14 protein-coding genes and 3 pseudogenes are annotated in these 26422 nt (G+C 54.6%); 7 read left to right on the forward strand and 10 right to left on the reverse strand.

Annotated features, from left to right (window positions below):
* The first annotated feature begins 16 nt into the window (after positions 1 to 16).
* The gene (locus tag PSC72_RS23960; protein ID WP_274326332.1) at positions 17 to 1945 is read left to right on the forward strand and encodes a single stranded DNA-binding domain-containing protein; all 1929 of its coding nucleotides are present in this window, start codon (positions 17 to 19) and stop codon (positions 1943 to 1945) included.
* A 111-nt stretch (positions 1946 to 2056) separates the two neighbouring features.
* Positions 2057 to 3067: a GNAT family N-acetyltransferase gene (locus PSC72_RS23965; RefSeq protein ID WP_274326333.1), complete on the forward strand. Its 1011-nt coding sequence runs from the start codon at positions 2057 to 2059 to the stop codon at positions 3065 to 3067.
* Positions 3068 to 3219: 152 nt separating this feature from the next.
* On the opposite strand, the gene PSC72_RS23970 is transcribed toward PSC72_RS23965, so the two are convergent.
* Positions 3220 to 3681, reverse strand: a complete 462-nt coding sequence (locus PSC72_RS23970) for a hypothetical protein (protein WP_274326334.1) — start codon at positions 3679 to 3681, stop codon at positions 3220 to 3222.
* Between the two features lie 69 nt (positions 3682 to 3750).
* Positions 3751 to 4967: pseudogene (locus PSC72_RS23975) on the reverse strand (IS701 family transposase).
* A 185-nt stretch (positions 4968 to 5152) separates the two neighbouring features.
* On the opposite strand from PSC72_RS23975, the gene PSC72_RS23980 reads away from it, so the two are divergent.
* The 3 genes from PSC72_RS23980 to PSC72_RS23990 all read left to right on the forward strand — a co-directional run bounded on the left by PSC72_RS23980 (position 5153) and on the right by PSC72_RS23990 (position 8742).
* Entirely contained in the window at positions 5153 to 6475 is a 1323-nt protein-coding gene (locus PSC72_RS23980) for a hypothetical protein (protein WP_274326335.1), read from the forward strand.
* A gap of 72 nt (positions 6476 to 6547) precedes the next feature.
* Positions 6548 to 7654: a hypothetical protein gene (locus tag PSC72_RS23985; RefSeq protein WP_274326336.1), complete on the forward strand. Its 1107-nt coding sequence runs from the start codon at positions 6548 to 6550 to the stop codon at positions 7652 to 7654.
* Between the two features lie 2 nt (positions 7655 to 7656).
* Entirely contained in the window at positions 7657 to 8742 is a 1086-nt protein-coding gene (locus PSC72_RS23990) for a hypothetical protein (RefSeq protein WP_274326337.1), read from the forward strand.
* Between the two features lie 722 nt (positions 8743 to 9464).
* Here the strand turns inward: PSC72_RS23990 and PSC72_RS25680 are convergent.
* The 4 genes and pseudogenes from PSC72_RS25680 to PSC72_RS24010 form a co-directional block, all read right to left on the reverse strand.
* Positions 9465 to 10463: pseudogene (locus PSC72_RS25680) on the reverse strand (hypothetical protein); the annotation flags it as partial.
* Between the two features lie 238 nt (positions 10464 to 10701).
* Positions 10702 to 11388: a hypothetical protein gene (locus PSC72_RS24000; protein ID WP_274326339.1), complete on the reverse strand. Its 687-nt coding sequence runs from the start codon at positions 11386 to 11388 to the stop codon at positions 10702 to 10704.
* A gap of 42 nt (positions 11389 to 11430) precedes the next feature.
* Positions 11431 to 14907 (reverse strand): AAA family ATPase, encoded by a 3477-nt coding sequence (locus PSC72_RS24005; protein ID WP_274326340.1) that lies wholly within the window; start codon positions 14905 to 14907, stop codon positions 11431 to 11433.
* A complete protein-coding gene (locus PSC72_RS24010) occupies positions 14904 to 16205 on the reverse strand; it encodes a metallophosphoesterase family protein (RefSeq protein ID WP_274326341.1) in 1302 nt (433 codons plus the stop codon). The genes PSC72_RS24005 and PSC72_RS24010 overlap by 4 nt, the downstream gene beginning before the upstream one ends.
* 213 nt (positions 16206 to 16418) lie before the next feature.
* Between PSC72_RS24010 and PSC72_RS24015 the strand changes: the two genes are divergently transcribed.
* Positions 16419 to 16916, forward strand: coding sequence for a hypothetical protein (locus tag PSC72_RS24015; protein WP_274326342.1), 498 nt, complete (start codon positions 16419 to 16421; stop codon positions 16914 to 16916).
* Entirely contained in the window at positions 16916 to 19348 is a 2433-nt protein-coding gene (locus PSC72_RS24020) for a sacsin N-terminal ATP-binding-like domain-containing protein (protein ID WP_274326343.1), read from the forward strand. The genes PSC72_RS24015 and PSC72_RS24020 overlap by 1 nt, the downstream gene beginning before the upstream one ends.
* A 143-nt stretch (positions 19349 to 19491) precedes the next feature.
* Here the strand turns inward: PSC72_RS24020 and PSC72_RS25750 are convergent, their stop codons facing one another.
* The 4 genes and pseudogenes from PSC72_RS25750 to PSC72_RS24035 form a co-directional block, all read right to left on the reverse strand.
* Positions 19492 to 20301 carry a phage NrS-1 polymerase family protein gene (locus PSC72_RS25750; protein WP_456071274.1) on the reverse strand — a complete coding sequence of 270 codons (810 nt, stop codon included), beginning with the start codon at positions 20299 to 20301 and terminating at the stop codon, positions 19492 to 19494.
* A gap of 327 nt (positions 20302 to 20628) precedes the next feature.
* A pseudogene (locus PSC72_RS25755) lies at positions 20629 to 21180 on the reverse strand (hypothetical protein); the annotation flags it as partial.
* 248 nt (positions 21181 to 21428) lie between these two features.
* On the reverse strand, positions 21429 to 25289 hold the full coding sequence (locus PSC72_RS24030; RefSeq protein ID WP_274326344.1) for a hypothetical protein: 3861 nt from the start codon (positions 25287 to 25289) through the stop codon (positions 21429 to 21431).
* Between the two features lie 514 nt (positions 25290 to 25803).
* Complete coding sequence (locus PSC72_RS24035) at positions 25804 to 26205, reverse strand: hypothetical protein (RefSeq protein ID WP_274326345.1); 402 nt, start codon at positions 26203 to 26205, stop codon at positions 25804 to 25806.
* Positions 26206 to 26422 lie beyond the last annotated feature (217 nt).

The following is a 26422-nucleotide window of genomic DNA, read 5'->3' on the forward strand; positions in this document are numbered from 1 at the left end:
GTTCTATGACACCCTCATGAACAGTAGCAACACTGAAGATAAGAACCTATCGGCGACGATAGAGGCGACGAAGCAGACGAACGAACGACATGGGACCGCAACGACGCGGACTGAAGACGGTCGCTCTCCCTACTTCCGGACCTACCGGGAGAACCAGGAGCAGCGCCGCTCCACCACTGAGCCAACGACGAGAACTAGGCTGGTTGCAAGACTGGCAGGACTACTCTGGGCGCTCATGGACGCCCCATCCGACGCTGACTCCCCAACCGACCCCGAGGTTGCGACGGACCAGCACGAAGACGGTGACGTCTACACGGAGCGGACCGCAGCGAAGACCGACTTCGGGACGCGTGCAGAACCCGTCGATGGACTGTACGGGTACACGTCTGATGGCTACCCCATCGTCCCAGAACGAGGACAGCTCATGAGAGCCCGAACGAACGCGAACGGCCAGCCCGCTGACGCGCTCATCGAGCCCGATTCAGCAGGCGATCTCGCATCGTGGCATCCTGGTAACGCCAGCTCGAAGTTCGTCGATCCGACCGGCGAACAAGTCGTTGGTGTCGCCAGTGGCCTCGACGAATCCGCCGGCCGCACGACTGCACAGACGCCGTCGACGCCCACTTCGAAGGCTGTCGACCACCGAGTGACGACCACTGGCCGCCACTCGAGTTCGGCTTCACTCGGTTCAGCCGAAAGCCGACTGCAAGCGTACGACCGCCCGGACGACACAGAGACCCACAACCACGCTGAGCGGACGAAGACAACCACGGGACTCAAGACCGCCGATCTGGAGGTCTTACTCCCCGATGGCGAATACGTCCGTCTCGGTGACCTGATCACGGAGCCCGAGCAGTTCGCAGGCAGCTCTCTGGAGGCTATCGAGCGATCACTCGCATTGGAGGCCGAGAAACGGAAAGTCACGGATGGCATCTGCCACCCTGGCGAGCTGAGCGACGACGTCGAGCTAGTCGGTCACGCGAAGTGGCTGAACAACCGCTTCGACGAACTCGCTGCGACCCGGCCCACTGCGGCTGAACTCGCTGAGGCCCGCGAGAAACGAGCGAAGCAGGCCCACAAGGACCGCCTTCGCCCGTTGCTCGAGCTGGACCCCGACGAACACGAGGAGGTCTGTGCGATGGCGCACCGACTCCTGAGTGACGACTTCGAGAAGGTCTACGAGGTGCGCAAGAGTCCGCTGACGCTCGCACTCGCGCTCGCGAAGCGTGTCAACCGCGGCGTCGAGCCGACGAATGCACTGCTCAGACAGGCCGAAGACGAAGCGAACGATCCCCAGAACGTCCAGAAGATCGGCAACGTCCGATATATGTCGACTGCTCAGACGAAGGGACGGTTCTCCACGCAGGGTCGTGTTTCGATCCTCTTCGAGAACACTCACCCCGGAATCAAGCAGGCCGGCGTGCTTCAGGACGAGACCGGGACGATTCGTTTCGCTATCTGGAAGAAGTCTGAATGGGACGAGACGCGCCCGACGCCAGACCCGACGGACTTCGGTGGCCGCACGCTCATCCGATCACACCGGTTCCCCGAACTGGCGGTCGGTGACCTCGTGCGTGTCGAGAACGTCCACAAGGGCTGGTACGGGAACGAAGCAACGTTCGAGACTCGACGCGATAGCGAAATCTCGATTCTCGAACAGTCGACTGACGGTTCAGACGATGAATCAGCGTCGACGCCACAGCAGACTGCATCTGTAGAGTCACGACGAACGAGACCACACCGGAAATCGAAGCCCTCGATCAGCGGAACAGCCGTGCCGAGGAATCCAATCGCGTACTGGCGAGGATCCGAAAGCTGGGTGTTCCCGATCGCGGACTGGATGCCCGACTGGTGGCTCGCGCAGGATGATGTCAAAGTAGGTGCGCAGAATCGTTCGACTGCGTCGGAGACAGCGACGAAACAGCAGGTGACGAGAACGACGTAGAACCAAGTAGCATAAGAAGTCTCTCCGAGACTTAGAATTCTAACCCCTTTTCCGACTGCCGAATGCTCATCACACCAAGATTATTCTCCCCTGAATCAGTACACTCCATCAATGTCATCTGCGGAACGTGTGCTGGAGGAAGAAGAAACGCTCGTCGTCGAAATGGAGGTCGAGCACCGACGTCAGTTTGGCTCGGTTCAGATTGGCAGTGTCTTGTTCACCGATCGTCGCGCTGTTTTTTCGTACCAGTCGAACGGTGCTTGGACTCAATTCGGTGAAGCAGACCTCTCAGCGGAACCTTTCGCCCAGTACGTTGACGGCGAACTACACGCAGTTTTCATCCCAGCGACGGACAGCGATGCAGTCCTTCAGCTCCAATCCGACTATATTGAGGAAGTCGAGTCGGTAACCGGTTTATCGAGCGCGATGAGCGTTCTTGGGGAGGCAAGCCGTGATCCGCCAGTTGACCCCGCTGAATGCACTTGCGATCGCATGTCCTCAAACAAGGTTCTGGTTGAAAACGAAAATATGGAACTCGGTGAGGACTTCGATGAAGAAGAGTTCCGCTTCGTCTCATGCGAGGACTGTTTCCGAATCTACGGCCGATATCGGCATGGGAAGAAAGCCTCATTGAACAAGTTATTCTCTGCGGACTGGCTCTTTGGTGGTGACCTTTCGTACGAATCCATAGTAGACTTCGACAACGAGGATGCATACGCGATACATCATACCCCTAGCGGCCCTGTTCGCGTCCAAGACGCACTTCTTGTCCTGTCACACATCGGTTCTCGGTCCGGAGAGGTTGTGAGTACCTACAAGCACGATTACCAACACGCGCTCTGCTACGTGTTGGACGACACGGTGGTTGGATATCTTACTTGGGAACCTCACGAACGAGGGCCGATACTGTCGCAGTTGTATATCAGGGAGGAGTACAGAGGACAGGGACTCGCTGCCAATCTCGTTTCTGGTTGGTATGAGAACGTCTGCGATTCAGAGCACTACTTCGCAGATGAGCCGACATCTGGAGGAAAAGCTGTCCTCTCCTCAATAGGACACCTTGATAGAGCCTCCGGACCAGCACGCGAAGTTCATAATCTGACCCCCCTCGCGTTTGGGTAGAGGTGCTTCACTCTCCGATTTCGAGGCACTTTAGAAGATCAAAGAACAGCAGTTACCCCACGAGAAATGGGAAATAGGATTTGTGGGGTAACAAGAGAGCCGACATCGGCTTTCCCTTCACTCCAGCGAGAGAACAAAGCCATACGAGCAATCTACTGTTCCCAACAATCTCGACAGAATACGGCTCCTTCCATGTCCACTGGCGGCCGCCGTGGAGTGACGATCTCCCGCACCGAAACGGTCTCCTCACAGTTATCACAAGCAACTGTGGGATCGATAGCGGTGCCATCAGGCAACCACCATGGCGGGTCATTGGCGTCGACAGTCTCGGGGACAAGTGTCCACGACGGGATATCATCGTCCTCGTAGGAGAGTCGCTGACCGAGTTCTTGAACGCCCTCGGAAGTGATGTACATCCGGCCGAAGGCGTATCCCCAATAGTCGATCCGGAACTCGTCGCCACCCTGTTCGATGACAGCGATAAAGTCGACGCCGTCACTGATGACGGACGGCTCCGTATGATTATATCGAAGGTGGACACCCGGAGGGTCCCGCTCTAATTCCCGCTCGTCGATCTCGGTCTCCTCAATGATGTACTCCTCAGGGACGAGCATAGGTAGAGTTCACATAGTGCTTTCATATAGCTGAGGGCGGAGTTTTGCTCTGAACTCGACTCTGCACGTTCATAAACTCCCTTCAGAATGGAGAAAGAGGTGGTCGATTTCTTCCATCAGTCCGTCGAGGTCACGATCTGGCTGGTCGCGCACCCACGAGAACATGTTGTAGATCGTCTCTTTGAGGCCGTGTTCGAGCTGTGCTCGGAGCGACGAGGCTTTCGAGACGAGTCGCTCCGAGACGCTCGATTCGGGACCAAGACGAAGGAGACTGTAGGTAAGCATCTGAAGGTGCCAGTGGCGACTGGCACCGTCAGAATCACGCACCTCGCAGTCTCCAAGGCCGAGATCCTGCTTCGAGTCCTCGAAGAACGTCTCTATTCGCCACCGATAGGAGTAGCTCCGAATGATGTGAGCAGAAGGCGCGTCAATCTTGTTCGTTGCAAGGTACTTGACCGGATTCTCTTCGTCCTCGTCAGTGACCTTCTCGGCGATCACCAGCCGAACCTCGCCTAACTTCGACACAGACAGCGTCTTCGTCCAGATCTTGTACGTTTCCTCGTCAATCTCCCGTTCCTCCTTGTCGATGCGCTCTTCCAGCGCATCGACGCGCATCTCCTGGTTTGCGTAGGTCACTTTCCGGTTGCTCCGAAGCGGCCCGATCCAGTCCTTTCCGTATGATTCGACGTGTTCGATCAGCTCGAGTCGTGGGCAAACCACGAATCGAAGAGGTAGGTGTCCGCAGGCACACCTACCTCTTCTTCGAGTTCCGTGATCATCTCCCGGGAGAGATCGTACTTCGTCTCGTCTTCGGTGTCTTGGTCTTCGTCGTCGGCTTTCTCGTACTGGCGAAACACGAGCGGATAGGATGTTTTGTCGTCGGTGTAGAACGAGTAAACGAGGTCTTGTCCCCAGACAGGTTCGCCTTCGGTGTGATCGTAGAACTCTCCAGCACCGGGAAGTTCCTTCCCGGTTCGCTGGAACACCGAATCGTCGATAACGATGTAGCCGTCCTGTGACCACCGCGTCTCGCCGTGTTTTTGCAGTTCTTCCAACCGCTCGTGGTTGAGTTGGTCTTCGTCCCAGTCGTACTCGGTGAGGAACTTGTTGAGTGCTCGCTCACCTTGGGCAGGAAGAACCTCTCGGGCGATTCCAGTCACGGTCTTGCTGCGGCCCGCAGCAAGACCTGTCACGTACGTTTTGGCGTGATGGGTCTGGTGATACGACAGCGAGTTGAACTCGTCCAGCGGATCGGTACACGACAGGAAGTTCGTTATCGGCAGCATCTGCCGTCGCTGCCCTCTACATCGCCTCCCGACTTAAACGTGCAGAGCCGAGCTCTGAATAGAACTGCCTGTGTCATCCCTTCCAGAATATATAATCGCCCGGTACAGGATAGATACCAAGGATATGCGTGATTAAGAAAATATGCCAAAAGAATATAACCAGTCAATCTATTTATAGCGACGTAATGGACGTTGAGGCGTGTGTGCTGATTCGTGCGGATTTTTATCGTAGTTCTACCATTGATTCAATCGAAAGTGCACTTTCTAAACAGTTTGGAGACAAACAAGTTCTCAACCAGCAGGTGTTTTCAGTCAAAGACTGGGAGCTTCGGTGCGGAGCAGATATGTACGGCCCACACCGATCCATAGACTCGAACTACTTCGAGGAGGTCTATGCATTTCTGGTGAAAAGCTCAGATGTGGAGGACATTTCTCAGATACTGACTGTTGGTTTACTCAACAACGACACTATTGAGGAACTTGATAAGCAAACAGCAGTTGAAGCCCGGTCAACACGAACAAAAATACGCGAGGCACTCGAACAAATCACCAGCAAATACCCAGGCGGTCTCACTACTGATGAGAGTCCGTATCCAGGAATTTTCATGGTACATACGGATACCGACGTGGTTTCTTCAGTAGATGCTACCAAGGCATTCCGAACATCAATTGCCGATCTTGATGCATATGGAATTGACCCATATGAGAGTCTCACGGTCGTAGATGACCGTGTAGTCATTGCTGACGATTGGGAAAGTCGACGTGAATCCCCCCTTACTACAATTTCCCAAGTCGACGATACACTCTATCCTCTTAACAATACAGATGACTGGGCTTCGTGGTTTCGGCTAACCTTTCGTCAGCTAAAACTACTCATTCAACCATTACTCGTTGATCATTGGCTTCGATCCCGGTCGGCCGCGATTCGCTCAGTTGATAACGACTCACATGGATTCACAATACCAGAGACTGATGAGACAAAGGAACCAGCAGACGTACGGGACACCGAAGAAGATCTCGAATCGCTCCGAGATGACTGGGTTCAGGAGTATACAACAACGACCGATGATCTATCTCAGATGAAACAGCTTCTTGAGAATTACGTTCAGGGTGAAAGCTCACCCCCAATTGAAACTCCCATTCCACCGAATGGAAAGGGATATTTGACGTGTTGGATTTCTCATTTAGAGAGCAGAATTACGGATCTTGAATATTCCCTTGAGAGAATTCAGACAAAGCTGGATATGATTGCGAGAATAATTCAGGATCGGCTTCAATCAGCTGCGACTCGGTCGAACCTTTCGCTTCAAACTTCCGTTAAGCGGTTAACATGGTTACTCCTGGGTTTAGGGATACTCCAATTCGTTGTCTCAATTAGAGATACAGATTTGGCAGGCATGGTAATTGAATACATGAACCCAGTACTGGCATTTGTCCCGATGACTGAACTCATCGTATTGCTGAGTGGGTTTTTATTCATAGGCTATGTTGTCGGACGTCTCAAATAGTGTTTGAATAGAATCTTCCGTAACACTCTTCGGACAGGCGAGTGGTTGAATACTTATTCGCGGGACGAAACAATGCATGGATTCCAAGATGGCTCTGCAATCGAGTACGGGGATGTGTCGTGGAGTGGATTTAAAAGTCTGATTGACGCTGAAATAAATAACAATACCTACTCCAAAGCCCGGTACAAAACTGTCTTCTGCCACAAGCCACCTCACCAAGTGCTACCGCAAATCACTGACCGCCATGAATCAGCTAACATAAAAGTAGCTGAAGAAGAGGAGTTCTATAGTGTATCCGTAGCTCGGACTATTGAGCGAAGCGATATAGAAGGTGGCGAAAGAGAAGTTGAAGGCTCATTCGCACTTTATCAACATGGGAAGTCTCAGATATGGACTGCATTGACAGGATATGATCCAGATTTCTTTAAACGGGGATTCAAGTGGGTTCTCAAACGTGCAGAGCCACATATTTCCGACTTATATGCGGATTCAGAGGAACTTCGAGAGGTACTACAGCGAGTGGAGAAAGAACTCTCTGTAGATATCACTGTTGACAAGACAGTTGTTTACTCGCGGGACGAAGGCCAAATCAATTTCCAGACACGGCCATATAAGCAGGTTTTCTCCGACAACAAATTAACAAATGGATATGTTGATAAACTTAATTTCACAGCATCGCGGAAAGGTGAGCTATTCTTTGATGGCTTTATTAGTCGAGAAGGAGTAACCAAATTGAACGCGGGGGATCCAGACCTTTTTAACAAGTATCTGGTCGGATCTTTAGTTGACATTGTATCAGAAAAACTAGAAGTGCTGGTGGACACGAGTCGTGAGGAAGGTGGTGAGATCACTGAAATCGAGGTTGAATTCGACGAAGAAGTACTTCGCTCACCAGCAGACAACCGTGAGCTGATTAGTGCTCTCAACGACCTAACGAAGACGACGATGGCGGTGTTTCACGATAACCCGTACGCCCATTTATCATTGGTAGATTTTGTGGACGGATCCAATCATGATATCTATGTTACCGGAAGCAATACTGTGTCGATCGTACCCGGGTATAAAGGATCAGTCAACTCGTTAATCAGAGTTGCCGACCAGTTATCTAAAGAATTTCACGAAGGTGTCATGCACGTGAGAGAGGAACCGAACTACGATCTAACAGACTTTGTTGCTTGATTATGAGTGAGAGCAAATATGAGATGGGGTGCGTCCCTGGACGCCACCACCACTTCAAAACCTACAACGACACAGTTGACGTGATTAGTAGTTGGGAAACAATATTTGGTGTCTATGATGAGTACTTCCCTCGGTATCAGTTTGATCGCTTCCCAGACGATGTCGAATCCAATATGGAATACGTCCCAGACTTCTCTGTCTATTTTAATTCCGATTATGGAATTGTAGCAAAGATACTCCCTCAAGCCAAATCAAGCGAACCTGAGGAGATCAGTGAGAAACTGTTAGAGATGTGTGATGCAATTGAGGAGGGTTATGAAATTGAGGAGTCTAATGGAACATCCAAAAATCCAGAAATGGTGGACATTGTAGCATTCGTTCCTGATGACTACTCATCACAATTTGGGGACATATTGGCAACAAGGTTTAATGAGGGATATTCATTGGATCCTAATCTGGTTTTGATCCGATATGGAATGGACGATCAGCGAGCCAATTACGTGTTCCAACGTGAAACCAGACTTGAACAGGAATTCCGTGAAGAACATCTACCAGATGAACAATCACTTAGTGATACGATCGGCCCAGATGGAGGCTATCAGGCTTATCGCTTGGGTACAAAAGAATTCCTCCGATCAAAGACACATAAGCCAATCTACAACGTTGAACCTCCAGAATCCTATCTCGCCTCATATCTTTGGATGAAGGTCTTCCCCACTGAGCTTTCAGATATGGACTTTCAGGCTTGGCGTGAAGGGAAGATTGTGAGTAATGAAGAAATTACCGTCCGTCCACCATCGCTCCAACAAACTTTGAATACCCAGCGGATTGAGGACGGGGAGGTGAACATGGAATGGATTGAAAACTGTCTGCAGTTTTTAAGTACAGCCCGGCAGGCCGACGAAGCTAATGGACGATATGATGTCAAATATACTGGGCTTATAAAAGATATCGATATCTCTGGAGAAAATAGTTCGTCAAAGAAGCATGAACGCCGACGGGAGCTGGCGATCACGCTGATTAGACGATACTGCAAATATAGCGGGAACCTTGAAGACGATAGCCAAACATCACTTGGTCAGTTTTGATGAAACAATTCATTATTGAATATTTCCCATCTTACTCCCCCATTATAGTAGTATAGGACGTGAGTAGCTGAACTGTATCCTCTCTATCCACCAATCCGTCTAGGTATACGGCGAACAACCGTACAGGAGAAACACTGAGAGGCCGGACTATTTTACCTACCGCGAGAATCGTCGTCTCCAAGAGCGTCAATACTTTCTCGAAGCTCACTGAGACTCTCACCGTACTCGTTCTGTGCTTGCGCACCGAAAGAGGCCTCGCCACCCTCGAATGCCTCGATCCGGTCACTGGTCTGAGCCGCCGCTTCAGCAACCCAGGCTTCCCGAGTCGGCTCATCAACCTCGGTGATCGACTCAGGCTCGATGGCGACGTTGACCCGATCGCCCGATTCGTAGGTTCGAATCTTGCCGACGATCGCGACGTAGGTGGGCGTCTCCGCTGCTCGGAGCGCTGCCATCGCTTCGGGCTGGTACTGGCCGGCGTAGACGTAGACGGGGGAGCTAGCTGCGAACACCTTTCCCTGCCAGTACTCCGAATCGTTTCCGACGTCAGCCGTCTCGGTGAGCGTTCCGACGACGAACACCCGGTTGATGCCGATCCCAGTTGGCGTCAGGCCGTACACAGGAGCGCGCTCTTCGTCGGATTCTTGGAACGTGTGCGTAGTCGCGTTGAGCTCCTCAGCGAACAGCCGCGTCGATGGCTGGCGCTGGGTGAGCGCGGGTGCGACTGCATCTGAATCCAGCCCAGCCGACACAGCGTCGGTCTCTTCAGCCTCGTCGACGAGGAAGTACGTCCCGAAGACGCTACCAGCGAGCCGGAACCTGCGACCCAGGAGCTGCTCGCTGATCTCGTCGGCGACGACATCGGTCGAGAGTGCATCCATCGCCATCGTCGTCGCATCGTCCAACGAGATGCCGGTGACCGCTTCCGTCGCTTCCTCGTTGAACAGCACGCTGACCGACCGCTCGCCGTCGTCGAGGATCGCCTTGATCCGAAGGTCGAAGTCACCATCACGCTGTCCGTGTTCGGCACACCGGCCGTTCCGGAGAACGCGAGTGCAGTCATCCTGTCCACAACGCTTGATGAGGCCCGAACCTTCCTGGACATCGACGATGCTCCCGACGAGTTCGGTCGTGCCGTCGCTGACCTCGACGGACTGGTCTGTCTCTCGGATCGAGGTAGCGGAGTTGCAACTCACCGAGAACCGACCTTGGTACTCGTCAGTGACGACGCTCTCGAATTCGTAGGTACTCCCCTCTTCGAGTTCGGGCAGGTCGGCACTGGTCCACGCGACGAACTTGAGTCGGCCTGACTCGTCGCCCAGCAGTCCGACCTGGGCTATCTTCTCGCTTCGGGGCTCCCAGAGTTCGACGACTTCGGCGACGACGTCGACCCACTTGTCGGCCTCATCGATGCTGTTGAGCATCGTCCGAGCAGCCTTCTGGGGACGTCCGCCGTAGCCAGCCAGTTTGGCGAGGTCGTCGGTGAGGTCATCGCGGTCGAGGTCGGCATCGGTGCAGGCCTTCCGAACGATGGTTCGAACAGCCTCGTCCATCGGAACTCGGTAGGCGCACATCCGCTCCAGTTGGTCCTCTATATCGCGCTGGTCGAGGGCGAACGTCGGGTCGCTTCCGCCGGCGACTCCGGATTCGTCGAACGCCGCGAATGCGTCGCTGATGGTCTGGATACGATCCTGCAGGTCTGGGGCAACAGTGCTGGACATCGTTGTTCTCCGAGGAGGCACTGGAGGGAGCATTCGAGACACACCGATTCGCTGTCAGAGTGTGTTTTCGTCGCTCCCTCTCTGATTCTCCTCATCCCCTTGGGGAAGATAAATCCCAGAATCAGTCACCAGCAGGCCACGAAGTCTGAGATTAGTCTGGAGAGGCGGTTATATCGAAACACTCGGTAACTGATGATGCGGTTAAGCGAGATACAGAGGGTGCATCACTGATTCAGTTCTAATCAGATTTCAGTATCTCGTGAATATTGATTAATGCGTATCCAGACGTGTCGTGCATATCAGTGAGCGTTTTCTCTTGTCTCTTTAGTTTCTCGTCGATATTCTTTATTGGTGTCGGAGCGTCGTTCGGTGGTAGATTCATGATGAATCCCCCGAACATGAATAGCGCTCGTTCGTAATTCCGGGCCTTGCCATCTGGACAGGTTTGACCAAACTTTCGACAGAATTCGCCATACTGAGATGGACTCTGGCTCGCTTGTCTGTACAGTTGATTTCCGTCCTTCCGAACTCTCCAGAGATAAACATAAGCGTTCCACACTCGGCGGTCGTAGATCGGGAACTTCACGGAATATCGATCCGGCTCACTTGCCATCAGATGGAGGATAAATGCTGACGTGACGAGACTTTTCGACTCAACGACTCCCTCATCCATCAACCGATCTGATAGCGATGCAATTGCTACTTCTTGGTCCTGGGGAATGTAGTCCGCTTGATCGAGTTGTTCGAGTACGTCAGTGATTTGTTCAAATGCAATCGTTCGATTTAGCCCCTTCCAATCCCAGAGATTCTGTGCTCGATCGACAAGACGAGAATGCTCCATCGCGTTGTCGTACTCTTCGGCGTAGTCAGTATAAGCAGAGTACAGAGAAGCCCAATAATCGATATTCAGTGGTGGATTCGCCATATGAGGGAACGTTATTCCCTGATTTTGGATAAGGTCAATGAATTAGGCACCGTCCAAGCGTGATAGCAGTTCGTCGGTTCTGTCTTTGGCCTCGTCACGAGAGACGCCTTCGTCGACGTAGCGCTCAATAACTCGGGCACGAATCTGGCCCTGATCCAGCGTATCACGGGGTTCGATGTACCCGTTCTCTTCGAGGTACGTTTCCAGCTTGTCCACTTTCCCGCTACGGAAACGGTTTACCTCGCCATTGTGCAGAGCTTCGACGATCTGTCTTCCATCCCCATTGACCGATTCGGCAAGTGCAGTGACCTCGTCGATGAAGTTACCGCTCACAGCGCCAGAGGCTTCGAGGACCTCCCTATCAACGGGCTCGCCACGACCAACCTTCCAAGCGTCGACGAACTCGCTCAGCGCCGCAGCGTTCTCCTCTACTATCGTTATCTGGTCGGAACCAACGGAGGAGAGGTCTCCGTTGCCCCACTGGAGAAGGTTATTCAGCTGCCCCCAGTGCTCGATTCCGAGCTCCAGGAGTTGATGGAGGGTTTCGACATCGTCGACCACGTACCACATGTGCGCTGTCCCGGTGCCTCGGTGCGGATTGAACGAGTCCACCTCGAGCTCATCCCCATACGAGGCGTGGTCGTGACCGTCCCGACTGGGAACCTTCGGAGTGAACGATTCGATAGAGGCCAGCTCAGGGATATGGACAGAGTCGTCGACGTCACGAACGGTTGCGAGGTCAATGATTTCGTGGTTGACGCCGTTCGTGCTCTCCAGTGCAGCAGTCCACTTCGCCACTTCGTCGCCCTGTGCGGTGAAATAGAAGATCTGCCGACCGTTCCGGGCCAGTTCGATCGTCGACTCGATGATGGTCCTCGCCCTGCGGTCGTCCGTGTTGGCGAGTGTCTCGTCGAGGAGAAGTGGAATCCGAACGCCCTGTTCCTGCTGTTCGACGAAAGCAATTCGGACGGCGAGCAGGACCTGAACCCGAGTACCGCTCGAAAGTTCGTCGAGCGCGAGTCCCTTCTGTTTGGATTCGTCGAACGCACGGAACTCGGCATCATTCTCGTCGAAGTCCAACCGATACCGGCCACGAGTGATCGTCGCCAGGATTTCACGAGCACGCTCGAAGACGTCCGGGCGACTAGTCTCCATGGTCGCCTCCTGAACGTGATCCACCAGAACGTCGCCGACCATCGCAGCACAGTCGTCCTCGAGTTGGTCTTGCAAGTCATCGAGCGCTCGGTCACGCTCTGCGAGCGCCGTTTCAACTTGATCGTCGGACTTCGCCTGCCTGATCTCCGCCTTGATATCGGCAATCCGTGACTGAAGGTCGTCGAAATCTTCGGCAGTTCGTTCCGCCTCACGGAGGTCCTCTCTGAGGTCAGCAATCTCCTGCTCCTTGAGGTCCGGTTCGAATTCTGGGTAGCTTTCGAGTTCTTCGGCCTCCGTTTTCGCCCTGATTTCGGCCTCTCGTACAGCCTCCGCAGCCGAGTCGTATGCTTCGACCTGCTCACAGAGTTCCTCCAACTGATCGTGGTCATCGGGGTCGAGATTCAGGTCCACAAAGATTTCGTCGCGGTCAGCCTCCAGCGCATCTATTTTCTCGGTCGCTTCCTGAATCGTCTCGGTAGCTTGGTCAAGGTCCCTCTGTGCAGCTTCGCGTTGCTGTTCGCGGTTCTCGAGGTCCCGGATAGTCTCGGTCACCTCACCAGAACTCTGGACGGCGTCGTAGCCGTAGGGATCGAGTTTCGATTGGAGCTCTTCGCGGGCCGTCTCGATCTGCTCGTCGACGGTTTCGATGCTCTCTCGAATCCCTTCAACCTCGTCGTGGGCTTCCTGCCAGTCGAGCACTCGCTTGGAGATCACGGCGAGTTCGACATCAGACGCATCTGGCGCGGCGCCCAACTGGTCTTGGAGTTTGGCACGCGTTTCCTCCAGATTCTGCTCTTTCTGTTCGAGCGTGTCTGAGTCCGTCGCCAGGCTATCGCGCCATTCGGACCGTCGCTCGGCCAGTTTGTGGGCTGCGATTGCGTCGTACAGTCCGATCAGACGGGACCGGACCTCGTCTTCGGTCCACGCAGCCGGCGGATTCAGACCGGTTTTCTCGAACGACTCGCGATGCGGTTCTCGTGAATCCCCTCCGTCTTTGGACTGTGAGCGAGCGCGCAGCCCATACCAGAAGATACCAGCGGCGACGACCAGGATGGAGAACAGCAGTGGATGCACCAGCAGACCGAGCGCGATGCCCGTCGAGGCGAGAGAAACGGCCGAGAACACAGCGATTCGGAATGCCTCTGAACCGTCGTTTGACTCCGTAGCAACGGACGCGGCCAGCCACTCCTCCAGCGACTGACTCGCGCGCTGGAGCGTGGGTAGATTGGGGTCAGGGTGCTCCCCGTCCTCCAGTAGTCGCTGGACGGCCTCCCTGGTTTCACGCTCGGACTGGAGTTCTTCGGCCTCTCGGGCGAACTTAGAGACGGTCTTCCACGTGACGGGCTCTAGGTCAACGAGGTCCTCGGTATCGACCTCCAGAGGAATGTCCTCTCGTGCAGTTTCTCGCTGCCGTTTAGCGTCAGCCAATTCTCCCTGGAGATCGCGTTTCCGGTCCTCCGCAGAATCGAGGTCATCGCGAAGCTCTTTCAGATGGTCGATACGGCCTGTCGGCAGGCCCTCTTCAGGAAGGTCGGCCTCATCGAGCCGTTCCTGAGCATCCGTTTTCGTTTCCTCGGCCTCGTCTTTTTTGTCGGTCCACTCGTCGATATCATCTTCGAGGGATCGAACACGCTCGATTTCGTCTCCGTCGATCTGGTCTACGATATCGGGGAACTCGTCGAGTCTCGATTCAGCCTGCTCCAGCTCGTTTCTCGCCTGTGCGTAGTCGATTGCCTGCTCAAGCAGCTCGGATCGCTGTTGCGCTTGACGGGCTGCCTCCAGTTCACTACGTAAGCGGGAGAGTTCGATCTGCTCTTGGCGTAGTTCGGAAACGTCGTTCCGCGCCTCACGTAACTCCTGAATCGCTCCCTTGGCGTTCTGGACGACGTTCCTGTTGGCCCGACTCGGGGAATCCGAATACCCGAGCTCGTCGTATGCTGCAGAGAGATCGTACCCACCAGCTGATTCTCGCTCGATTATCTCGGCGAACGACTCGTTGTTGTTGTCTCGCTGGAGGAGGTCGTGGAGGGAGAGACGGTAGCGGTCGCGTTGATCGGCCGGAGGCAGGCTCGGACCGTTCGCCTCCTGGCCGTCACGCTGGTAGCTCGTACGCCCCTTATCGACTTCGACTCGCCAATCCTCACCATTCAGTGAGAGCTGCCCCACGAGTGATGCACGTTCGTCGGCGGTCTCGGGCCAACAAAGCCATTCGAGCGACTCAGCGAGCGTCGTTTTTCCTGCCGCGTTCGGTCCATGAACGACATTGATTCCGGAACACAGGTCGTCGACCGAGAAGCCACCGGTCTCGAACCCAGGAGCCTGGACGATCTGGATTTCCTCGAAGCAGATCGGGTCCCTGGTCACGCCTTACCCTCCTTTTGGCTGAGTAGGGTATCGAGCAGCACCCGTGCTTGCTGTTCGAGATGGTCGATTGCGTCATCGTCGTCAGGATCCTCGAGTTCAGTCTCGCGTCTAAGCGGGTTGTACGCATTTGCACTATGAGCCTGCCGGACAGTGCCTAGCGAGTCATCGACCACGTCACCGTAGGCTTCGCGAGGATCACCGTCCTCGATTTCGAGCAGGAGACCCGCGAGGTATGCAGCTGCATTGTCTCCTTCCGCAAGGTCTTCGAGATCGATTGCGGGCCGTGTATCGACGTCAATCGATTCGATCCGGACGGAAACCGATCCCTCCCTAAATCCGAGGTCACGCTCCATCGACCGATGCTGATCGACGAGCGCCGAGTGCGCATCCGTCCGTCCAGTTAGATGAACACGAACGAGGCTGAGTTCCAGCGACCCCGTATCGAGTTCGGAGCGAACGTGTTCCTTGATTTCGTCCGAAATGACGGCAGTCGCCTCCTGTGGGTCGTCTACCCCGGAGACGTCGACCGAAACCCGGTCGTAGCGAACGGATGCCAGGGGAATCTGGTCAGCTTGTACGTCTCCGTTTTCGAGCATCGTAATCGTCCACGGGCCGTGGGCCCGCTGTTCTCCTGGGTCAAGGGGTTGTGGCGACCCCGAGTACAACGCCAGTGGACGCGAGTCGATCTGGATGCCTGGACTGTGAATATGACCGAGTAACCAGGCATCTGCCGCGGTGTCGCGGAGTTCGCTCGACAGAACCGGTGCGTACTGGCTGCCTCGCGAGTCGAGGTCGGCGTGAAGTACTCCGATCTGAGGAGCGTCATCGGTCGCCGGGAGGTCGTACTCATCGAGCGGGGACTCGTAGACGTGTTCGGCCGAAAACGACCAGCCATCGAAGTGGGCGATGGGCTCGCCGTCCCGGTCAAGCGTCCAGCGTTCCCACTGCCCGCCTCTCCCGAGGAATTGGAGCGTGTCAGCGTCGAGGTTATCGACCATATCAGGGAGCGCATCGAAGTCGTGGTTCCCGGCTACCACGACGACTGGAATCCCCGCTTCGTCGAGTTGTGCAACCCCGTCTTCGAACGCGCCATACGCCTCGAAGTAGCGATTCTCCTGATCGACGACGTCACCAGCAATCACGACCACGTCGACGTCACGGTCGATTGCTTCCTGGACCGTCGACAGCCAGACAGCTTTCGGCGACAGCTCCGGACCATCCAAATCATCCGGAATTCGACTCGGGTGACGGCCGAGGTGGAGATCTCCCGTGTACAGTAGTTCCAGGGCATCCTTCATGAGTGCGACTAGACAGTGAGATAGAAGCACAAGTCACTGATAAATAAAATCTACCCATTCTTGTACTGTAAGAGGGTGGGATGTATCCAATATGTAGGTACTGTCCGGGATCTCATTTTTGCCAAGACTCAAGAATCGGCTACATGGGGAGTGTCCACCATAGCGTCAATCTAAAAGAAAAATTTGTAAGACAAGGCATCCAACCGAGTCCATATGTCCGAAGCCTTCGTCGGTCAGGGAGAATACCTTTCTATTGAACTAGTAGGAGCAGAACACATAGACGAGACCGTCTCTGACTATGGAGAGACTCTTCATTATGATGGCTTGCTACTCAGCCTTGTGATTGAGAACATCAGCAATTCCACTTGTTACTGGGATCGTGATGAGTTTGAAATCGTTGATGCCAATGGGTTTGCATATTCGATAAAGGATAGTGAAGAGTACTACCATCTAGAACAACTGATACCCGGAGGATGGTACGTAGATCTTGATAAGCTACAGCCAAATCGGAAATATAGATATGTTGTATACATTGATGATTTCCACGGAGAGTTAGGACTCATATCTTACGAAGCTAAGCATACGTCATTATTGCATTCCTCAGACCCAGATGCGTTACAGAAGTCGGAACAAGTGGAGATTGACATTTCAAGTGCTCCTAGTCAAGATGTCAGTGGTGTACCTGAGCTACGCGATATCTTTATCGAATAATGACTGATCCGAAAGAGCATATTAAGCAGCTTCGTACTCGGCAGGAAAATACGGATCCAAGTCTGTTGAAAGCGCTTGCAGGTGCGATCAATCGGCTGGAGAAAGCATTTCCAGAGCAATGGCACTTTTTGATGGAGTTCCTGCAGAACGCCGATGACTGCCAAAGTTCTTCATTTTCCTTAGAATTGACAGAGGACCGCATCCAGATATATAATGACGGTCGTCCGTTCGATTATGACGATATCGAGAGCCTCTGTAATGTCGGACACTCTTCCAAAGCTCATTCTGAGAAAGGTGAAGAGTATATCGGGTATCTTGGAGTGGGATTCAAGTCAGTCTTTTTAATATCGGATAATCCCCGTGTCAATTCGGGTGGCTATCAGTTTAAATTCGACAAGGAGCACTGGGACGATCCGAGCCAAATTCCGTGGCAGATTACACCATTGTGGATGAACAACAGTATTCCGCAAATTCCCAAACAGTATTCCACCGCTTTCGACATCCCCATCTCCGATGCGATTACAAGCGAGACCTTCGACAAGCTTGTTCAAGAACTGAGTGCAGAGCACATATCAGATACCACTGTTCTCTTCCTAAAGAACTTAGAGACGGTCAATATACACGATCGAATCAATAACGTCTCAAAAACAATCGAAAAGGAACTCCTCGAATCGAATTCAGAATATGAGATAATTCGAATAACTGTAGAACAAGACGGGGAAAAGAAGACCAACAAATGGCTTGTCTTTGACAATATTGTTTCAGTCCCTGAGCAGGTCAAAGACGACCCTATGACACAGCGGTGGGAACGTGATAATCTAGACACTAGAGAAGTCCGAGTCGCATTCAAACTGGATGATAATGGCTTGTTGCAGAAACACGAGGGTACCGCCCATATGGGAGTGTTTAGTTTCTTGCCGTTGAAAGAAGTTCCCAGTGGTTTGAATTTCTTAGTACAAGCCGACTTCCTTACAGCACCTGGACGCGAAACAATACATCGAGACGCTCCATGGAACCGCTGGCTAGCACGAGAAGTTTCTCAGCTAATCCAAGACCATGTTGTCCCTACGTTCAAGCATGATGAGAAGTGGAAGCAGAATTTCACCAAAGTTCTCTATCCCAAGGAAGGCGGTCATAGTTTGTTTAACGAGGAGATACAGCAGCCCCTTCAAGAATACCTGAAAAATTCTCCAGTTATCCTTACTACGGATGGTGATTTTGTTAAGCCGTCAGACTGCGTGACGATACAGGACTCATTAGACGACCTGATTTCAGCCTCCGACTTTTCTGAGCTCTTCCCAGACAAAGCAAACATCCATTCAGACTGCGAGACTGTATTCCAGTTGAAAAATGAGATGAGTGACGGTCCTTCATTCTCCTCATCTAAAGGGCTCTCAAACAGCATGGAGGCTCTCTTAGAGTTGAAATCGTCAAATGAAAATATCTCCTTTTTCAAGAGTCTCTACCAGCTATTTGGAGAGTGGGCAGACAGTACCCTTGCTGGAACAAGAATCAGACGAGAGCCTGTTGTTCTCACCGAAGAGTGTGAATTAAAGCAGCCAAAAGAGGTCTCATGTCCTGCAAATGGCGTTACAATCCCAGAACAACTTCGGGGAAGTATATCTATACTTCATCCTGACCTCCGCACATCAGGCATTCTGAACACTCTAACGACCTTAGGAGTGGATGAGATAACACAGGAAGATATAGAACACAAACTGCAAGCTTCAAACTCGCTCAATTTAGGGCGCCAATGGCCCAAGCTGGATGAGCAATCGAAGATTGACAAAACGCGGGAGTGCTTCGAACTATATCTTCAACAGGAGATTGATGCTACAGATCTGGACGCCATAGAAGTCCTTACAAAAAATGGGGAATGGCTTTCACCTTCATCCGCTATCTTCTCACACGAATACAATCCAGAGCACCGAATTGAACAACTCCACGAAAGCGGATTGGTCCCTGGAAACCCAGATTTCCTCTCCTCAGAGTATCTTCGTTCATCTGACCAAGTTAGCCAATGGCGACGCTTCTTCGAAGATCTCGGAGTGGACTCAAATCTTGACAAGACTACCTTTGTAGAACAAATAGCAGTCGAAACAGCATTAAGGTTTGAAGAAACCCAAGGTCGAGAGGCAAAAGCACTACCTCGTCATGAGGAAGTAGAAGGCTACGATCTGGAGTCAGAGGGGCGAGTTATCGAAGTGAAAGGCAGTGATTCAAGCTCCCCATCAGTTCGACTAACAACTAAGCAATTCTCCCGTCTGAAATCGGATCGTGATAATTACTATCTATACATCGTACGCAATACATTGAGCAGACCACGTTTAGTCGAGATTAAAGGAGAGAACGTATTGGACGTGGACAGATCTATTCAAATCAACTTCGATGAGATACAAACAATCTCCGAAAACGAGTACGAAGTCATATAATCCGGAGTGATTCCCTTAGAAACCAGAGACAGAAATTTTCTTGTCCAAAAGTACATTCAGGACTTAATTACCTCGCACCAGGGTTGTTTTCGCCCCTGATGGCGACCGTTTAACAGATTCAGCAGTGCAGTGACTACGACATCTCAAGACAGTCGCCGCCGAAGGCGATCGAGTAATCCACTCGAGGATGGCTTCTCCTCATCTGATGTCCCACTGAGTTCTTCATGAGAGGGGAGTACATCATCAGTAGCCGTGTCCTCGCGATCGGGCTGGCCCTGTCCATTCGACTGTAGTTCGGCACCGTCTTGGGAGTCACTGTCGCCGTGTCGTCTAGTCCAGGACTGGCGGCTAGGGTGGCTTCGACTCCCGCTGCTGGTGACAGTGTCTGTGTCCCTCAGTTCTCTGAGGAGAGTCCTCTCGCTGGCAGGGTCAATCCCGAGAACTGTCCGATACTGACGAAGCCGACTCTCTAATTCTGCAATCCGCTCACGCTTCTCGTCAAGGTCACGCTGCTGACGTTGTACCTTTGCGGCTAAACGACGAGCGTCGTCAACGGCGTCAGTATCCACAGGATCAGAACCAGTGTTATGACCTGGCTCCTCCGAGAGTGCCGTCTCACCTAGGTTTTCGTCTCGGTCATCAGGTGTTGAACGCTCTCGGCCCGTTGGCGGTGTGTAGTAGTCGTCGATAGTCAGGAGAGTCCGAGCGATACACACGTCTCCATACGTCGCGCCGTTCGCGAAGTGGACCCGATCCCACTTTCCCCGGTAGAGGCCGGAATCCCGGAACAAGCGATCCATCCGTTCGGGATCGCCGCCGGTCCAAAACCCCAGGTAGAAACACAGCCCCATGTCTGCCTCCGACTGCGAGGGATATCGGCTCTCGGGTGACGCCCAGAGTTCCTTGTCTCCATCGTAGAGAGCCGCGATGGTGTCGCCACTTTTCGAGGCCATCGCCTGCTCTAGGAGTGCGTCATCGTTGAGGTCGACCCCGGGACCGGCGATTTCGTCGAGTGTAGTGGGGGGATCATCGGGAAGGACATCTACGCTGCAACTGTGCAGTGCGACCTCGAGCGCCGGATCTTCTATGTCCGGGAAATCGAGTCCGTATCGAGCATACAGACTCGACTTCGAACCGAGAGCTTGTGGTTTCCCGTCACCCTGCTCTCCATTGGGTCCATCGCCAGTAGATTCGTCATCCTGTGCCTCGTTTCCAGTCTCCGCTGCCGCGTCGACTGCCTGGTCGAGGTCAACTGCCTCAGTATCCGAATCGGGTGATGTCTGAACGTATTCGTAGTGAACACCGAGCAGTGCGTCTTGCCGGCGCGCAATCGTCTCAGGCGTCCCGTCGACATGGTTGGTCGTGACGGTGAAGAACCGAGCCTCGTCGTACATCTCGACGTCACCACGCCGATTCCGACCCGGCGGAAGTTCTCCTTCGAGGAGGACGTGAACACCGCGTCCAGATGGAGAGACCTCGGTGTATGAATCGAGGCGCTCGACGATGTCACGGGCCCAGTCAGTGAGGTCGCCAGTAGCAGGATCACGGCAGTCATCCAGGTCAACGCCGACGATAGATGTCTCGGGGGCGAAGACGAATCCAATCCCATCGGTATCGACACGGTCGCTCTGATGGAACTCGAGGGCATTCTGGAGATCACGCCACGTTGCGGGGTCTGTCGCACTGGCGTTCGATGTCCCGCTGGTGTGGTAGGGCTTGATCGGAACCTTTGTCGGCTTCCCATCACGTTCGACCTCCTGCCAACAGATCCATTGCTCACACTCGGCCAATCTGTCTGGAATCAGACGCTCGTCGATTTCACTGCTGGACATGGATAGAACGGGGAACTGCTTCTGTCGTATTCACGGCCGATTCGGTATCGCGATAAACCTCAGTGCAGCGCCGTGCGCTCCGTGCCCCCTCCGAAACGAACCCGTGCGCCCAAAACCGTATGACTGCGCGCTGCTCGTGCGGACCTGCGTTCCCTCCCCTTCCAAGACCTATTCTAGGTGTTTCGTCGATAGACGCAGGAAAGCAGGAGGTCGCTTTAGAGACTCTATAGAGCGCCCGGTGCGCCCAACTAGTGACGCAGATCATGGCCCTCTGAGTCCTCCTCAGCTTGGTCGACTGATTCGATGATATTGCGACCGCCGACGAATCGCCATTCGCGGGGATTGTCGAACGCCTCCTCGGAGAGACGTGCATAGTTCTTGGTAGTTTTGTGGGGTACGTTCTCAAGACGTCCAGCATCGGCCAGTGCTCTGATGATTTCGTGGGCGACGTCCGTATGCGGGACTACCCACATCTTCCTGACCCCCTCGAACGACGCGAGGTCGTCGTAGTGTTTAACCATCAATTCCGGACGGATATTCGTCACCACCTCAGCGATCACCGCAAGCGTTCGGCTTCCGTCGTCACGTGGAAGGAATGCGGCGACGTCGAAGACCATCCCGCCGGCCATCGGCTCGTAGTAAGTTTCGACGAGAAGTCCCCGATTTCGCAGGTGGCGAGCGATGTACTCAACGTAGACCTTGTGAGCCGTTTTCTCGAAGAGGTCACCGTTGTTGCGGCCCGCGTAGATCTTCCTGCTGACTGCGGTCTGCCCCGCTGGAGGCACGTAGTAGTACTTCCGACCGTACACACGCTGGATTTCAAGGAATCCGTCTTCCACCAACTGCTCTTCATCGACCTCCCCCTCTATCGCATCCCGTATGGCCGTCATCGACTGCGTCAGATCGTACCCATCCAGTTCGCCGTTGATCCCTGCGATCACGTCTCGAAGGAACTGCCGTTCTGTGTCTGTCAGACCACTCTCCTTGTCGGGGTTCTTAGCAGTCTCAGGTGTCGCTGGAATATCAGAGACGTGGTTTGTGGTATCAGCGGGAGGATTCTCCGTTCCCGAGGTTTCTCTCTCCTTCGGATCATCCAAGTGAGCCTGTGATGGCGAGCCGGTTCCGAGAACGGTTCCGAACTCGTTGGAAGCCCCACCAATAGCAGAGTCGGGATGGAGCTCCACCTGAGAGTCGTGTTCATCCGAGTTCCGAGGCTCGTCTATTTCTTCGGAGGCCGGCCTGTCGGGATTCTGGTCTCCGTCCGGAGGCCTCGGAGGTCGTTCAGTCGTCGCGCTGTTCATCGGCCCGGTTCCATAGCGGGCTGCACGCTGGGCGGCATCCGGCGGACTGTTGACGCCTGGGACGAGACAATACGTGAATCGAGTACGTGAACACTGGAGTTCGTCTGCCTCCTGGAAAGTCATCTCTGCCGTCGGGCTATACGTGCCCGCGTCGACCGACTCCTCTCCGTCGCTGTGTCCGTCCGGGACCGGTAGCGGCTTGAGTGTCACCAGTTCCGGCGTGTCAGTCATAAAGCCGGTGTCGGGTAGCTGTGCGAGCCACTCACCGCGAGGGAGTGACGCGATCCGATTCGAGAGGGCGACGGCGTCGAGTTCTTCGTGAAACAGCGTCGTCGCCAGCTCATCGTCGATTGCGAGCTTGCCGATGAGCTTGGTGTTGATGTTGCGGAGGATCTCCTTGTAGGCCCGCGTATCTAGTGCGTCACGTTTGACCTGCTCCGGGAAGTGAACGATCAGTTCGAACGCGAGAGCGAACTCACGAGCGTCAGGAATCATCTCGTCACGGACGAGACTGGACTGCATAATCGGTGCGGCCTCGTCGATGATCAGGTTCACACAGTAACCGTCGGCAGGGTCAAGGACAGTCCGGTTCCATCGCTTTCGGAGTCGCACCCACGACCAGAGGTAATCCAGCATCAGCACCGTGAAGACGTTACTCGACGCGGGTCGGAACTCGCCGGTATCGATCAGCACGACCGACTTCGAGTCGAGGAGCCCATCGAGATCGAGCAACATCTGCTCGTCAGCATACCGCTGTGCTTCGCCGTCCCATTCGGGAACGAAGTTTAGCATCCGCCAGATGAAGTCCCGCTCTTTCAGCTTCGTGATGCGGTTGAGAACGGCGTCGATCGACGTGGCGAACCGTCGTTCCTCGGCACTGAAGTGGCGCGTGAGCGTCGCGTGAAGCTCCGGATCGCTGACCTCTGGAATCGTCTGCTCGGTCTGCATCTTCGTGGCCGCATCGAGGAGATCGCTGATGGCGTACGCGTCTTGGCCGTACACCGGGTCGAACAACGCACCAATGAGGTTGCTGAGGATCTCCTGTGCGACGAACGCCTGGTTGTGCTGTTCGTCACCGAGGACGTACTCCAGTAGTTCGTTGTAGCGGTCGATCTTCTCCTGCACAGCTGCCTCACGGCTCATGCCAGCCGCGATTTGAGGTCGGATGTCGAAGAACGGGAACGCGGGAAGTTCGCCGTTCGGCCCAGGAACCGGGAGATGGACGATGTCGTCGAGGTCGCCGAACTGCAGGAAGTGCGCTCGTTTGTACTCTGTCGCCATACTGCCGCCCTTCTTGTCGAAGATGAAGATCGGCCCGTCGAGTTCGTCGTACGCGCTGAGACCGTCGTTGATCATCGCAGTCGTCTTCCCGCCACCCGTCGTCGACGCCCTGAGGACGTGATGGGTGAGTTGCTCCGCAGTGAGACTGATGGGGATGTTGTCGCGGTCGGGAGATGCAGTTTCAGCCTCGCCGATGCACATCCCAGAGTCGAATTCCGCGAGCAACTCTTCGTCGGTCGCGGTGAGCGGCGAGCGAGCGTCTGGAGCGCCACCAGACGCACCACGGCTCGCCTTCGGAAGCGCGCCCGTGCTGGGTACAGTTACGAAGTTCGCGAGCTCGTCTGGACTAGCGACGATGATCGGGTTCTTGCTCTGGAAACGCTCTCGAATACTCGTCGGGCTCAGTCGCGACCGGCAGAGCGCATCGAACTCATGGCCCACCCGACTGACGCTTGCCCCCTCGACGCCGTAGTACGGCCCGCTGAGAGCGGTGAATGCGCCAGTGACGCCGTTCACAACGCTCGCTTCGCCGGCTGCTCGGAGGGACACGTCGAATGTCACGGTCGGCTGCTTCAGGTCAATCTGCCCCATTCGGCTGTGTCGCGTCGATTGGCCGTCACCCCCGCCAGAGATGGTGCCCCCGATCTGTTCGGGTGTATCTGGCCGGTGACGCTGCCGACGCTCCTCTTCGGACGTGCCGAGAATCATCGCGGCAGCCTCCTGCTTGAACGAACTGAAGACGCCAGTCGTCCCCATTTTGAGGTTCCGTTTCTGGACCTCTGCTTCCTTCGTCCAGTCTCGACGAGGCGTGAAGACGACCTGGAAGACGAACGGTTCGTCCGTCTCGGTTGCCTGTTCGAGGAGGACGCTCAGGGGGGACCGGAACGAATCCTCGATGTCGACCGAGATCTCGCTGAACTGCGAGAGCAACGTCATCCAGTCGTTGTTCTTCGTCTCAACGCCCTCCCATCGAACCATCGCCGGCGGCGTCGGGTCGGCATTCGAGCCACGTCGAGATTCGTCGCCAGTATCGTCAGCTGTGTCGAGAAGGTCTGGTTCGAAGCCGTCCAGTTCAACGAGTTCGTCGATACCTTCGAACGCGGCCAGGTCCGCGAGCGTCGCACCAGCGGGCTCGACGTCGTCGACGAAGATATCGGTCGTGGCGAACGGGACGATTTCGAAGTGGAAGCTCTCGGGATACATCGCCCGGACGTTCGCTGCGAGGTGTTCGAGAGCCTCGACCTCGTAAGGCCGAACGCCGAGGTAGAAGTCGAATCGGCGGGTATCTGCTGGCTTGTGAATCAGGAACTCGAACGTCCGCTGCGTGCTCACGAACGAAAGCCGGCGTTCGAGATGGAACGGCATCTCTCGGCCACTCCCAGCCCGGTAGAGGCCATAGAGTCCCTTGACGACGTGGTCCGGCGTTACTTGCTCACGAGCCGGCGTGATTTTGATATACGGGCGGAATCCATCGTCGTCGTCGTCAGTAGAGTCGTCTGAAAGTCTATCAGAATCGTCTCCCCTCAAATCGTGGTCCGACTGGGATGGTGCATCACTCGGAGAGGAATCTGGGTGATCCCCTTCGGCTCTGTCAGCAGGTGTTGCGTCCTCCGAACTTGGGCCCGAGTCGTCACTCGTCCGACCGTGGATCCGTGTCGAAACCGCATTCTGGATTTCGGAGTCATCAATGTTCGGAAGTCGTGGCTCGCGTCCTCCAGAACCGGACCTACGAGACGGTCCCGACCCGTTCGTCATGGGGACCACCCCTTTAGAGTCCTCAGCGACCACTGATGTGAGCGGTCTCTTGCACGGAGTCGCTGTCCGAGGTGGCTATACAGTGGATTGTGGGTTAGCGTGTGCATGTTCGGAAAGAAGGTCACGTCGTAGGAGCGGTGACCGATGCCACGAGCGACCAGTCAGGACTACCGTCCACGAACCAAGTGGAGCGTCCACCCCGACGGGAAGGTGCCTCGCAATGGCGGTATGAAATCCGGTCACGAGTCAGTTCCAAAGGGGTCAATGGGCGGGGTACTCGTCGGGCTCACCCTGCGATGAACTCGAGCAGGGAGACGAGTGCGCCGAGCCCAAAGTACGCGATGACCATTGCACCGCCACCGAGCGTCAGTTTCATTCCCGTCTCGGACCGCTGGGAGTTCGTCCGGGCGGTGAGCCAGACGATCAGACCCAGAACCAGCACAGTGAGGCCGGCGTACTGGAGCGTCGTGTAGACGACGTCGTAGAGATTGGTGAGGATCGTCTCCCAGCCGGCGACAGAGCCACCGGACCCACCCGTAGGTCCGCTGGATTGTGCAGCTACTGGGTTGACGAAGAGCATCAGCGAGAAGAACGCGGTGACGAGGAGGCTCTCGAAGTTGAGGACTCGCCGGAAGCGGCGGAGGCTGTTCGTGTCGGGGTCGGTGTCTGTGGTGTGCTGGTTCGTCATTGCACACCAGCCGTAAGCTGGAAGGTATAATGTTTGTTTCAGGAATGCGGATTTCGCAATCTTACGGTGGCCGCAAGGTTGCGTCGGACGCACAGATGCGCGAATCTCGGCAATAAATGTGCTCTATGAGGGGATTGTGGGGAAACAGTTATGCTCGATACCAACCCACATAGAGCGAGCAAGTAGTTGCGGTCCCGATCTGTAGTCGAACCATAGT

Source organism: Halosimplex aquaticum (assembly GCF_028747785.1).
Taxonomy (GTDB): domain Archaea; phylum Halobacteriota; class Halobacteria; order Halobacteriales; family Haloarculaceae; genus Halosimplex; species Halosimplex aquaticum.

What these genes read in the sequence shown, in the direction of transcription:
- PSC72_RS23960 (WP_274326332.1), top strand. Translation starts at nt 17, where the DNA reads ATGAACAGTAGCAACACTGAAGATAAGAACCTATCGGCGACGATAGAG.
- PSC72_RS23965 (WP_274326333.1), top strand. Translation starts at nt 2,057, where the DNA reads ATGTCATCTGCGGAACGTGTGCTGGAGGAAGAAGAAACGCTCGTCGTC.
- PSC72_RS23970 (WP_274326334.1), bottom strand. Translation starts at nt 3,681, where the DNA reads ATGCTCGTCCCTGAGGAGTACATCATTGAGGAGACCGAGATCGACGAG.
- PSC72_RS23980 (WP_274326335.1), top strand. Translation starts at nt 5,153, where the DNA reads ATGGACGTTGAGGCGTGTGTGCTGATTCGTGCGGATTTTTATCGTAGT.
- PSC72_RS23985 (WP_274326336.1), top strand. Translation starts at nt 6,548, where the DNA reads ATGCATGGATTCCAAGATGGCTCTGCAATCGAGTACGGGGATGTGTCG.
- PSC72_RS23990 (WP_274326337.1), top strand. Translation starts at nt 7,657, where the DNA reads ATGAGTGAGAGCAAATATGAGATGGGGTGCGTCCCTGGACGCCACCAC.
- PSC72_RS24000 (WP_274326339.1), bottom strand. Translation starts at nt 11,388, where the DNA reads ATGGCGAATCCACCACTGAATATCGATTATTGGGCTTCTCTGTACTCT.
- PSC72_RS24010 (WP_274326341.1), bottom strand. Translation starts at nt 16,205, where the DNA reads ATGAAGGATGCCCTGGAACTACTGTACACGGGAGATCTCCACCTCGGC.
- PSC72_RS24015 (WP_274326342.1), top strand. Translation starts at nt 16,419, where the DNA reads ATGTCCGAAGCCTTCGTCGGTCAGGGAGAATACCTTTCTATTGAACTA.
- PSC72_RS24020 (WP_274326343.1), top strand. Translation starts at nt 16,916, where the DNA reads ATGACTGATCCGAAAGAGCATATTAAGCAGCTTCGTACTCGGCAGGAA.
- PSC72_RS25750 (WP_456071274.1), bottom strand. Translation starts at nt 20,301, where the DNA reads ATGGCCTCGAAAAGTGGCGACACCATCGCGGCTCTCTACGATGGAGAC.
- PSC72_RS24035 (WP_274326345.1), bottom strand. Translation starts at nt 26,205, where the DNA reads ATGACGAACCAGCACACCACAGACACCGACCCCGACACGAACAGCCTC.